The following is a 12,290-nucleotide window of genomic DNA, read 5'->3' on the forward strand; positions in this document are numbered from 1 at the left end:
CATGGACAAAATCAAACAAACTTTAGGCGTTTTATGGGTTATTTTGGCAGTTGCAGCCGCTTATTTTTGCGTGTTTGAATTTGGCTTACCTAAATTATTATCAGACCAGCAAGATGATTTAGTTTTTGGAATCATTATTCTTTTTATTCTAACGCCACTTATTGTTTTGGGCTTAGGGACTTTTGGTTATTTTGCCGTGATTGGAGAATACAACGATAAAAAGAAATAAACGAAAACAATAAACAACTAAACCAGAAAAGGGCTGTCTATTTTTCAATAGAACAGCCCTTTCTCATTACTAACCAAACCAAATCTTCAATCTGTTAGAGATATATTTTCAGCGTTTATTTTTTGATAAACTTCATTACCTGAACCTTGTTATTTTCATCAGAAGCTTTTACGACATACAATCCTGTTTGTAATTCGCTTACGCCAAATTGAAAATCAGCATTACCATTTGAAGCAAAACTTTTTACTAATTGTCCGGAAATTGAATAAATCTGAACCTTTGTAAAAGCAGTATTTAAGGTAAAGTAATTTGAAACCGGATTTGGATATAAACTCACTACATTTCCTTTTTCAAAATCTTCAATGGCAAGGTTTGCAGTTTTATTACCATAAATTCTGTATTCTCCTGCTGGTAAATTTATTGCAGCATTTGCATCAGTAACATTTATTGTTGTATTATCCATTAAATTGTACCAAGTTCCTGTGTATGGAAAACCTGTTGCAACGTTTTGTGCAGATGTACCAAAATTGGCTAAAATCACAACATCTTTTAATTGAGTTGAAGCTAAACTTGCATTTGTAATTTTGATATTTACTGTTGATGAATTCGCATTTGTTATTGTAGAAGTTCCTAAAAATACCGGCTCTACCGTTTTTAGCGTAATCATTTTTGCCCAATCGTTATAAATTTTACTACGATTTGAATCTCCTAGCCAATTGTTTACCCATTGTGGCTGTGGTTTTGTATCTAATTTACAGTCTCCAGCTATTGTTCCTGAAGCATCATTTACAGTTCCGTCATTACAGGTAAAAATAGATTTCTCCCATCCTAATTCTCCAAAATGCCAAATCATTTTTGGTCCCGGAACTAGTAATGAAACTGCTCCAATGGCAGACATTCTTGACAAAGCGGTATTTAATGTTTTTACATTGTATGAACCATTTGTGGCTCCGTATTGTATATTTTTATACATCAGTCTTTCTTCATCATGACTTTCTGCATAACCCATTAAACGGTTTGCTGTAAAACCACGACTTGCACTTGACATTCTTGTAATATTACTTGTGTATCCCATTGACAATTCATTGTATTGATCTGTCATTTTTCCCCACATCATAATTCCTTTACTTGGCGTTTCGGCAATTCTATAATTTGCCCATTGCTGCTCTTCAGTATCAGTTCCTAAATGCTCAAAAATGGTATAATGTGTTGGATCTAAACTCCATGAATAATCAGCATATTTCTTAAGAATATCAACTCTATCCTGCTGATATCCATTGGTACAAGATTCATCTGAAGCTGTACAAGCCTGTGTAAATCCTTTTGTTAAATCCCAACGGAAACCATCAATTTTATACTCTTCAATCCATTGTTTGATAACACGGTTAACATAATACTGTGTTTTAAGTGATTGATGATTAAAATCTTCTCCAACACTATACGTATGCTTTGCAACCATATTGAAATAAGGATTTTCGGCCGTTGGAGACCCAAAACCATCTCCATCAGGATCGTTCATCCACATTCTTACCATTGGATTTCTTCCAAAAGCATGATTTAGCGCAACGTCAAGAATAACTGCAATTCCGTTTTGGTGGAATACATCAATCAACTCTTTTAGTTTATCCGATGATCCATAAAATTTATCTAAAGCCATGTGAAATGAAGTATTATAACCCCAGCTTTCATTGCCTTCAAATTCCATTACGGGCATTAATTCGATCGCATTTATTTTTAGATTTTTAAAATAATCTATTTTATCAATTAAACTTTGATAATTTCTGGCTGCATCAAAATCACGAACTAAAACTTCATAAACTACTAATTTTTCTTTTGCCGGTTTTGTAAAATTTGTTACCTGCCAATTATAAGGAGTTTGTCCTGTTTTAAGAACTGTAACTTCAAATTGCTGTCCTGCTGGGTAAGCAGGAATATTTGGGTAAGAAGCTGCAGGAATTCCCGGATCATCATACGGAGATAAAACCAAAGTAGAATACGGATCGGCAGTTTTTACCATTGCAGGTGAATTCGCAAGCGGTGTAGCATCTACAACCCAATATTGGTACGTATTATTTACACCTGAAACCAAACCTGTTAACTCCAACCAAAATTTACCCGAAGTTGGATCTTTTTTCATGGCATACGTCGAAGTTGGCTGCCAGTTATTGAAACTTCCAGCTACGTAAACAAAATCTTTTAAAGGTGCATCTAAAACCAAAGTTGCTTTTGTAGCATCTGCATTATTATAATTAATTCCGTCAACCAAACCTGCTGGCATCGCTTGAGAAACTGTGTTCGGGTTTACAACAACCGAAAACTTTTTTACTATTGTAACTGCTCCTTGAGTTACACTTAATTCATAGCTTTGATTGCCTGTAATATTAGTGTGAGAATACGAGTAACTTGCAGTACTTGTATTGGTATTAATAACAGCTCCGTTTGCTTTTAAAGAATAGCTTGCGTTTCCGTTTGTGTTTGTCGCTGTAATAGTAAAGTTAGAACCTGATGCAATAATTGTTGAACTATTTTCAATTGGTGCAGTTAGGTTTACCTGAAAAGATCCTACTTCAACTAAAATATCCTGAGACTTTTTATCGCCTGTTCCATTTTTAGCTTTAATTAAAAAACCAATTTTTCCAATTCCGGTAGTGTTGTAATATGTTGTTGGAACAATTGTTTTTGTATAAGTATCTGTACCTGCATTATAAGTAAACTTGCTAGCATCGCTTGAAGCTTCCCAAGAACCATTGTTTGGGGTGCCTTTTTGTGTAGTGTCGTTTGTATCAAAAGCCCATGCCCACATGTAAAGTGAGTTATCTGTAACGCCCCATGTAGCCTCATTAATACTGTTTCCATTAACTGTAATAGTTATAGAAGTTGTTTCTTCAAAAGCCGCGGGGCTAACAGAATAAGTCGCCGTTTGCTGCTGTGCAAATGAAAACACAGACAACAAAAGGAAAAATAAGAGTAAAGTTTTTTTCATAATAATTCGGTTAAATTAATTATTAAAAAAGGGCTATCTGGAGATAGCCCTTTTGATTATCGAAATACTAGTTTTTTGTGATAGTATATGTTTTAGCTGTAAAATCGATAACGATAGTGTAATTTCCTGCCACTGGAATAGGAATATTAGCTCCTCCAGCATCTAAAGTTAAATCATTACCATCATCTCCATAATTAGTTGTCCATGCATCATCTAATCTAAATTTAATTTCACCTACTACTAATGGTCCAACATAAGAATATTTTTTAGTAGATAAATCATAGTCTAAATTAGTATCAGCATCCCAACCTCCTGGAGTTGCAGAACCAATAATACCCCAATTTGGCCAAGCTGGATATGGCGTTACATTGATAGTATAAAAATTTGAAACTTGACCTAAAGAACCGCCAGATCCGACAGATGATTTAATACGCACATCAATATTAGAAGCTACAAAAGGAGCAAAACCAGCGTTCAAACAAGCTGAGTTTAAATCTGCAACTGTAAAACTTTTAAATTTATCAGTTGTTGTAGCCACTACTACAGGGCTTGCAAAACTAGTTCCTGCCTTTGCCATTTCTAGACTATAAGTTACAATAGTCTGCGTTCCATTATATGCTGCATAATCCCATACAAAAGTCGTTGCTTCATTTGCTGCATTTGCATTTTGAAGAACAATACTAAAATCTGATTTTGGAGTTAATAATACTGGAGCAGTTGCTGCCTCGATTACTGGTCTGTCTTCTACATCGTCAGCATTACATGATACCGCTAGTACACCAACAAATGCGATTAAAATTTTATATATATTTTTCATTTTTATTATTTTTTATAAGGTTAGTTAGTATCCTGGATTTTGCTTTAAAGTTGGGTTTGCCTGAATTGTTTTTGTTGGAATAGGCATCAAATCTCTAAATGAATCTGTAGCTGATCCTCCTTGAGTTCCACCTTTCCATTGCCAGATTTTAGATCCTCCTGTAAATTTTCCAAAACGAATCAAATCGGTTCTTCTGTGGCATTCCCAAAATAACTCTCTTGCTCTTTCATTTAAGATAAAATCAAGTGTCAAATCTGAAGCTGCAATTGTTCCTGCACCCGCTCTAGTTCTAATTTGATTAATATATCCTACTGACGTTGCAATGTTTCCTGCTGCTGCACCTCTAACACTAGCCTCAGCATACATTAAATAGACATCAGATAATCTATACATAGGAAAATCAGTATCAGGAATATCATTTCTTTGCGCTGCAGTACCATCAGAATTTACGTTAGTGTACTTAGTAGATGCATAGCCATCTGTAAAAATATCAACTCTCGCAATGTCTAAATTTTGGCCATTCGTATAAAAAGTACCTCTTTTATCTCCTGTTGCAGTAGCATCTGGAAAAAGAGAAACAAACTCTTTACGCACTCTAATTCCTGCCCAACCACCATTCATTCCTTGAGCAGCTGCATCCATACTTCCACCGATAGAAGCATGAAGAATGAAACTCATTCCACCACCTGTAGCTCTAATAGCATTTCCATCACTTACAACTGGAAAAATAAATTCACTTTGAGCGCCATTTCTATTATTATCTGCAGAAAATAAATTTTTGTATGGGATATTAGCAAAAGAATATCCTGAGTTATCAATAATATCTTTACATACAGTAGCTGCTTCATTATTTCTATCAGTTCCTGTATATACTTTTGAATTTAAATAAATTTGCGCCAATAAAAATTTAGCAGCTGTTTTATCTACTCTTCCATATTCATTCGATTTAGAAGCAACTAAGCTATTATCTAAATCTTTTAATTCTGATTCTATAAATGCAAAAACTTCAGCTCTTGATCTTTGTTCTGGGTAGAAGAATCCAACTGGATCATTTTCAGTAGTAATTGGCACATTTCCGAACAAATCCATTAAATTATAATATGAAAAAGCTCTCAAGAAACGAGCCTCAGCTCTGAATTTAGCAACTTCAGCTTTTAGATTACCATCAACACCTCTTGCACTTAACTTCTCATCTGTAGTTTGTCTCAAAAATTCATTTGCAACACTAATTTCATAAAATGCTCTTGAGAATGTCCCGTACAAAAATTCATTATTCGGTGACCATCCTTGTGTATTTAAAGAAGGTAAATTACCATCAGCCCATGCAATAATTGCTTCATCAGTAGGGAACTCTTGCGTTACAAAAAGCAAACGTAAGTAACTGCTAAAATCTCCTCCAATACCTGAAATATCTGGTGAACCATCTCCGTCATTTCCTCCTACATACAATCCCGCATATAATTTTGCTAATACCTGTTTGTATGAAGCTGGGTCTTTGTAAAAAGTCTCAGAAAGAAATTCATCATCATCTTTTGGCGTCACGTTTAAATCGTCAGTACACGAAATAAGCGTCATATTTAATCCTAAAATAAATAGGAAGAAATAAGATATATATTTAAATGATATTTTCATTTTGTTTATTTTTTAAATTTTATTTATCAGTTACTTTTAGAAATTAGCATTTACGCCAAATATAAAAGTTCGAGCTCTTGGATAAACATTGTTATCGATTCCATTAAATTTCTCTGGATCTAAACCGTCGTATTTTGTAAGTACAAAAACATTCTGAACTCCAGCAGTAAATCTTAAAGAAGCAGCTTTTAATAAAGTTTTATCAAAAGTATATCCAAGAGTAACATTATCTAATTTTATAAAAGAAGCATCTTTTACAAAATAGTTTGATAAGTAATTGTTGTTAGTTACAAATCCTGTATTGTTATAATCAGAACTAATGTTTCCTAAGTCTGTTTGTCTTCTCAATCCAGCTAATAAATATCCTTTATCTGAACTTACGTTATCATAGATATAGTTTCCTAAACTTGCTCTCCAGTTCATTGCAAAATCAAACTTTTTGTAATTTAAAGTAGAGAACAATCCAAAAGTATAATCTGGTGCTGGTTTATGATATTTATAACGATCTCCATCATCAATTTTTCCATCCCCATTTCTATCAGCATAAGCTCCTTCAATAGGTTTTTTGTTAGCATCATATAATTGTTCGTAAACAAAAAATGAATTTGGAGCATACCCAACTGAGTTTATCAAAATTTTATTACCAGAACCTCCAGCAATATTATCTCCAATAATATATCCTGTAAATCCAGGTACTGTAGTTCCTAAATCTGATATTTCCTGGTGAATGTAAGTTGTATTAAAAGCAACATTCCAAGTCAAGTTATCATTTTTAACGATATCAGAAGCAATACTAAATTCAACACCTTTTGTTTCAAGACTACCAATATTACTAAATCCTTGGTTTCTTAAATTTGCCCCATCAGGAACTAAAACATCTGCTAATAAATCACTTGATTTTTTATCAAAGTAGTTTACTGTACCTGTAATTCTATCATTAAAAAATCCAAAATCGATACCTACGTTTGTTTCCGCTAACTCTTCCCATTTGATATTTTTATTATATCCTTCTGGTCTTGCTGTTGCATAAACTGTGTTTCCAAAAATATATTGAGAATTGATAGTTCCTAAAGTTACTCTTGGTAAAAAGTCATATGCAGATGAAATGTCTTGTTGTCCAGTAGTACCATATCCTACTCTTAATTTTAAACTTGAAAGAGTTGAATTATCTTTTAAGAATGCTTCTTCAGCAACATTCCATGCAAAAGCAGCTCCTCCAAAATTACCCCATCTGTTATCTTCAGAAAAACGAGAAGTTCCGTCTCTTCTGTAGTTTAATGTCAATAAATAACGACTATCATAGTTTAAAGTCAAACGTCCAAAATACGATTGTAAGTTAACGTCAGCATCTGTGGTAACATCTTCTTTTGGAGTTGGTTGTCTAACTTCTCCAGACTCATACTTTTCTTTTTGAAATAACTGATAGTTATATCCTGCAGTAGCGTCAATTTTAAATTTTCCTAAATCCTTAGTATAATTAAAGTAAGTATTCAAGTTTTTATTTTGAAGATCATCTGTATATGAATTGTAGTTTCCTAAATTCACCCAGTTTCCATTACTGAAAGCATTTGGCTGGTATCCTAAAATACTTTGTGTACTTTGCTCATTATATCCATTACTATTAAACTTATCAATACCTGCTTCAGCAATGATTCTTAAATCTTCGAAGAAATGGAATTTATAGTCTAATCTAATATTTCCCCATTTTCTTGTTGAAGTAGCTCTTTTATCTTCTTGATTTAATCTTGCTACAGGATTTCTGGCTGGCAATAAAGGCACATTCCCATTTGCTTCCAACCATTCAAAATATCCTCCATAACGAGAACCAGCCTGATAAACAGATTGTGTAGGATCAAAAGCAAGAGCACTTCCAATAACACCACCTTCATCTTGAAATTGATTTTTAGCGAATGCTAGATTTCCACTAATGTCAATTTTTAAGTGATTATCAAACAAAACAGGATTTAACGATATCGATGTCGTAGTTCTTTCAAAAGAAGTGTTTCTTAGGATTCCAGGATTATCAACATTTCCAACAGATAAACGAACTGGTAATTTATCAAATAAAGCGCCACTTACAGAGATATTGTTGTTTGTTGTAAGTGCTGTATTAAAGATTTCATCCTGCCAATCTGTATTTGCTGTTCCTAACAATGCTTTTTGTTGTGGTGTCCCATTTGCATTAACAACAGCACGAAATTGATCTGCACTTAAAACATCTACTTTATTTGCAACAGTATTAACACCTACTTGTGAACTAAAATTAACTTTCACTCCACCTTTTGTTCCTTTTTTAGTTGTAATTACAATTACACCATTTGCTGCTCTTGAACCATAAATTGCTGCCGCAGAAGCATCTTTTAATACTGTAAACGATTCAATATCATTAGGATCAATAGTTGATAAAATACTTGTAGCTCCACTTGGGACAGCGTTACTTAAAGGAAGTCCATCTAAAATAATCAATGGGTCATTTGAAGCACTTAATGAAGATCCTCCACGAATCCTGATATCTGCTTTTGCTCCAGGAGCTCCACTTCCAGTTACATTAACCCCCGAAATACGGCCGCTAATTAAACTTTCTGGAGTTACATTGATACCTTTATTGAATTCTTTAGCAGAAATTTGAGATACAGAACCTGTTGCGTCTTTTTTCTTAACAGTTCCGTAACCTACTTGTACTACAACTTCTTTAAGTTGGTTCGTATCTTCTTCTAAAGAAACATTTAGAGTTTTTTGTCCGGCGTAATCAATCGTTTGCGTTTTGTAGCCGATAAACGAAACTACAATTTTGCTTCCATTTTTTACATTCGACAGCTGGTAATTACCATCAAATCCGGTTGATGCACCGCTTGGAGCACCTTGTACATTTACATTTACTCCTGGTATTGGCTGACCTGTTGCTTTATCAACAACAGTTCCATTTAAAGTGTTTTGAGCTAACACTGTAAAAGGCAACAATAGGAATAAAAATAACAACTTTTTGTAAATTGTTTTCATACTTTTTGTTTAAATTAGTTTGAGTTTGTGATTGTTAGTTAAGTTTTTAATTTTACTTCGAATTTCAAAATTAGGAATTTATTAACACGGTCGACGAGAGGCATTTTTAATTGGTTTACGAAAACGTGGTAGTGTTGAAAACTTTCTATTTTTTGTAATCTTTTAAGTCAAAAATTGTCAATTATAAAAATTTCAGATACCTTTATTATTAATTAGATTTTTTTCAATTCACGCCATGAAACGCAAAATAACCTTAAAACAGATTGCAAAGGAACTTGATGTCTCTATTTCAACTGTCTCAAAATCACTCAGAAACAGCCTTGAAATTGGAGAAGAAACGCGCTTAAAAGTGCAGGCTTTTGCAAAGTTTTACAACTATAAACCAAACAATATTGCCCTTAGTTTAAAAAATCGAAAAACCAAAAGTATTGGTATTATCATTCCAGAAATTGTACATTATTTTTTCTCTACCGTAATCAACGGAATTGAGCAGGTTGCTAACGAAAATGGCTACAGTGTTGTCATCTGTTTATCTGATGATTCTTTTGATAAAGAAGTCCTGAATATGGAAATGTTAGCCAATGGAAGCATCGATGGTTTTATCATGTCTCTTTCTAAAGAAACCCAGTTTAAAGGTGATTTTCACCACATTACCGAAGTTATCAATCAAGGAATGCCGGTTGTAATGTTCGACCGCGTGACCAATGATATTTTATGCGATAAAGTGATTATTGATGATAAAGCAGCCGCTTATGAAGCGGTTCAAAGTTTAATCGATAATGGCAGAAAAAAGATCGCTTTAGTAACAACTGTTGATTATGTAAGCGTTGGAAAACTAAGAACAGATGGTTATGAAAAAGCACTTTTAGACAACGGAATTCCCTTCAACGAAGATTTAATCATAAAAATTGAAGATGTTGATACTTGTGAAATCACCATCAGTCAGCTTTTGCACGACAGAGCTTTTGATGCTGTTTTTGCTGTAAATGAACTTTTTGCAGTAACAATTATTAAAACTGCATCAAAAATGGGATTAAAAGTTCCCGAAGATCTAGCCGTAATTGCTTTTACTGACGGAATTATCTCAAAATATTCGACTCCAAGTATTACGACGGTAAGCCAAAGTGGTGAAAAAATGGGAAATAAAGCAGCTAAAATGCTGATCGAAAGACTCGAAGCCGAACACGATGATGACGAAGAAGAAAACGAAAACTACACAACAGAAGTTATAGAAACACATTTAATAAAAAGAGAATCTACTGACTAAAATTCTTAAAATCAGCACATTCTAAAGCCATAAAAAATATTTATGGCTTTTTTGTTAGCATATATCTAAAAATAATTTATACTTTTACGGCCGTCAAAGCTTTTACTTTTACTTCGAAAAAACAGTAAGTTTTGATAAGCAAAGCGCTTATCGTATAATTTTTCACAAATTACGATAATGGAAAAGCGTAAATTAAGTTTCTGGGAAATTTGGAACATGAGTTTCGGTTTCTTAGGAATACAGTTTGGTTTTGCACTGCAAAACGCAAATACTTCAAGAATTTTTGAAACCCTTGGTGCTAAAATAGATGACATCCCAATTTTATGGATTGCTGCGCCTGTTTCAGGTTTAATAATTCAGCCCGTTATTGGTTATTTCAGTGACAGAACCTGGACTCGTTTAGGCAGACGTCGCCCTTATTTTTTAATTGGAGCCATTTTATCTTCAATCGCATTATTTGTTATGCCAAACTCTCCTACTTTATGGATTGCGGCTGGAACTTTATGGATAATGGATGCTTCGATAAACGTTTCAATGGAACCTTTCCGCGCTTTTGTAGGCGATAATTTACCTGACGAGCAACGAGCATTGGGTTTTGTTATGCAGAGTTTCTTTATTGGCACCGGAGCTGTTGTAGGTTCTATTTTACCCTATCTTTTCGCAAATTTATCTGATTTAAACAATGTTGCTCCTAAAGGAATTATTCCGGACACAGTAAAATGGTCGTTCTATATTGGTGGAATTATTTTTCTTCTTTCTGTTTTATGGACTGTTTTTAAAACAACCGAATATACTCCTGAAGAACTTTTAGCATTTGAAGCTAACAGCAAAAAAAACACCGAAGATATATCTAATTCTGAAACTGAATCAGGTGTTACGATTCAAAAACAATTGTTTTTAGGATTAATATTTGCTGCTGTTGGAGGATTAGTTTCATTTTTAATTTTTGAAAACAGCCTTGCAAAAGAGCTGTATATTTTATTCATCGGGCTGATTTTTATGGGTGTTTTATTTGTAATTGCTTCCCAGTTACGAACTAAAAAAGTTCAGAATGGGTTTACCATAATCATGACCGATTTATTGAATATGCCTAAAACAATGCAAAAATTAGCCTGGGTTCAGTTTTTCTCCTGGTTTGCGCTTTTCTCCATGTGGATTTATACAACTCAAGCTGTTACAACACATCTTTTTCATACAACCGATACAACTTCAAAAGTATACAATGATGCTGCTGACTGGGTTTCTGTTTTATTTACGGTTTATAACGGAGTAGCTGCAGCCGTAGCTTTCTTATTACCAGTTATTGCAAAAAAAGTAGGCATTAGAGCAACACATTTATTAGCCTTATGTGCTGGAGGTATTGGTTTAATTTCGATTTATTTTATTGGTAATAAACAAATGCTGATCCTGCCAATGTTAGGAGTTGGTATTGCATGGGCAAGTATTTTGTCAATGCCTTACGCTATGCTTTCCGGAGCTTTGCCAGCTGCAAAAATGGGTTATTACATGGGGGTTTTCAACTTTTTTGTCGTAATACCACAAATTGTAGCCGCTACAATCTTAGGATTTGTAATTAAACAATTCTTTCACAACGAACCTATTTACGCCTTAATAATTGGAGGTGTATCGATGATATTTGCCGGATTACTTACACTTAGAGTAAATAGCAGAACTAAAATTGAAATTCATGAATAATAAAAAAGCATTCATCTTCGATCTTGATGGAGTGATCGTTGATACCGCTAAATACCACTTTTTAGCCTGGCAAAAAATTGCACAATCTCTAAACATAAATTTTACGCATGAAGACAACGAACTTTTAAAAGGCGTAAGCCGGGTTCGTTCGTTGGATATTATACTTGGATTAGGAAATGTTGAGGCTTCTCAGGAAGACAAAGACAAATGGTTAATTCAAAAAAACGAAGATTACTTATCTTATTTAGTTGACATGGACGAAAACGAGATTCTTCCTGGTGTTTTTAAAACACTGCAATTATTAAAAGATAAAAACCAAGGAATTGCATTAGGCTCAGCCAGTAAAAATGCAAGACCAATTTTAGAAAAAACAGGGATCATCTCTTACTTCGATGTTATTGTGGACGGAAATGACGTTACCAATGCAAAACCAGATCCTGAAGTTTTCTTAAAAGCGGCTCAATTATTAAACATTGATCCAAAAAATTCAATTGTATTTGAAGATTCTGTTGCCGGAATTCAGGCAGCAAATATTGCAGAAATGGTAAGTGTGGGAATTGGTGAGGAAACAATTTTGCATGAGGCTGATTTCATTTTTAAAGATTTCACTGTAATGGATGAAAACTTTATCGAATCATTAATCACAAAATAATCAATCATAAATCAA

General features: G+C 33.8%; 8 protein-coding genes. 4 read left to right on the forward strand and 4 right to left on the reverse strand.

Annotation, left to right across the window (positions count from 1 at the left end):
• The first annotated feature begins 1 nt into the window (after position 1).
• Entirely contained in the window at positions 2 to 229 is a 228-nt protein-coding gene (locus tag BUE10_RS06560; RefSeq protein ID WP_053470000.1) for a DUF6814 family protein, read from the forward strand.
• Positions 230 to 344: 115 nt separating this feature from the next.
• On the opposite strand, the gene BUE10_RS06565 is transcribed toward BUE10_RS06560, so the two are convergent.
• From BUE10_RS06565 to BUE10_RS06580, 4 genes are all read right to left on the reverse strand, one after another.
• Positions 345 to 3,212 (reverse strand): alpha-amylase family glycosyl hydrolase, encoded by a 2,868-nt coding sequence (locus BUE10_RS06565; protein ID WP_073483486.1) that lies wholly within the window; start codon positions 3,210 to 3,212, stop codon positions 345 to 347.
• 67 nt (positions 3,213 to 3,279) lie between these two features.
• Positions 3,280 to 4,029 (reverse strand): SusE domain-containing protein, encoded by a 750-nt coding sequence (locus BUE10_RS06570; RefSeq protein ID WP_073483488.1) that lies wholly within the window; start codon positions 4,027 to 4,029, stop codon positions 3,280 to 3,282.
• Between the two features lie 24 nt (positions 4,030 to 4,053).
• Positions 4,054 to 5,661 carry a RagB/SusD family nutrient uptake outer membrane protein gene (locus tag BUE10_RS06575; RefSeq protein ID WP_073483490.1) on the reverse strand — a complete coding sequence of 536 codons (1,608 nt, stop codon included), beginning with the start codon at positions 5,659 to 5,661 and terminating at the stop codon, positions 4,054 to 4,056.
• A 36-nt stretch (positions 5,662 to 5,697) separates the two neighbouring features.
• Positions 5,698 to 8,661: a SusC/RagA family TonB-linked outer membrane protein gene (locus BUE10_RS06580; protein WP_073483491.1), complete on the reverse strand. Its 2,964-nt coding sequence runs from the start codon at positions 8,659 to 8,661 to the stop codon at positions 5,698 to 5,700.
• A gap of 235 nt (positions 8,662 to 8,896) precedes the next feature.
• Here BUE10_RS06580 and BUE10_RS06585 point away from each other — a divergent pair, with 235 nt between their 5' ends.
• From BUE10_RS06585 to pgmB, 3 genes are all read left to right on the forward strand, one after another.
• Positions 8,897 to 9,928 carry a LacI family DNA-binding transcriptional regulator gene (locus BUE10_RS06585; RefSeq protein ID WP_053469995.1) on the forward strand — a complete coding sequence of 344 codons (1,032 nt, stop codon included), beginning with the start codon at positions 8,897 to 8,899 and terminating at the stop codon, positions 9,926 to 9,928.
• 177 nt (positions 9,929 to 10,105) lie between these two features.
• The gene (locus BUE10_RS06590; RefSeq protein WP_073483493.1) at positions 10,106 to 11,623 is read left to right on the forward strand and encodes an MFS transporter; all 1,518 of its coding nucleotides are present in this window, start codon (positions 10,106 to 10,108) and stop codon (positions 11,621 to 11,623) included.
• Entirely contained in the window at positions 11,616 to 12,275 is a 660-nt protein-coding gene (pgmB, locus tag BUE10_RS06595) for a beta-phosphoglucomutase (protein WP_073483495.1), read from the forward strand. Before BUE10_RS06590 ends, pgmB begins: the two co-directional genes overlap by 8 nt.
• The last annotated feature ends 15 nt before the right edge of the window (positions 12,276 to 12,290 follow it).

The organism is Flavobacterium sp. CF108, from assembly GCF_900129795.1.
Lineage (GTDB): Bacteria > Bacteroidota > Bacteroidia > Flavobacteriales > Flavobacteriaceae > Flavobacterium.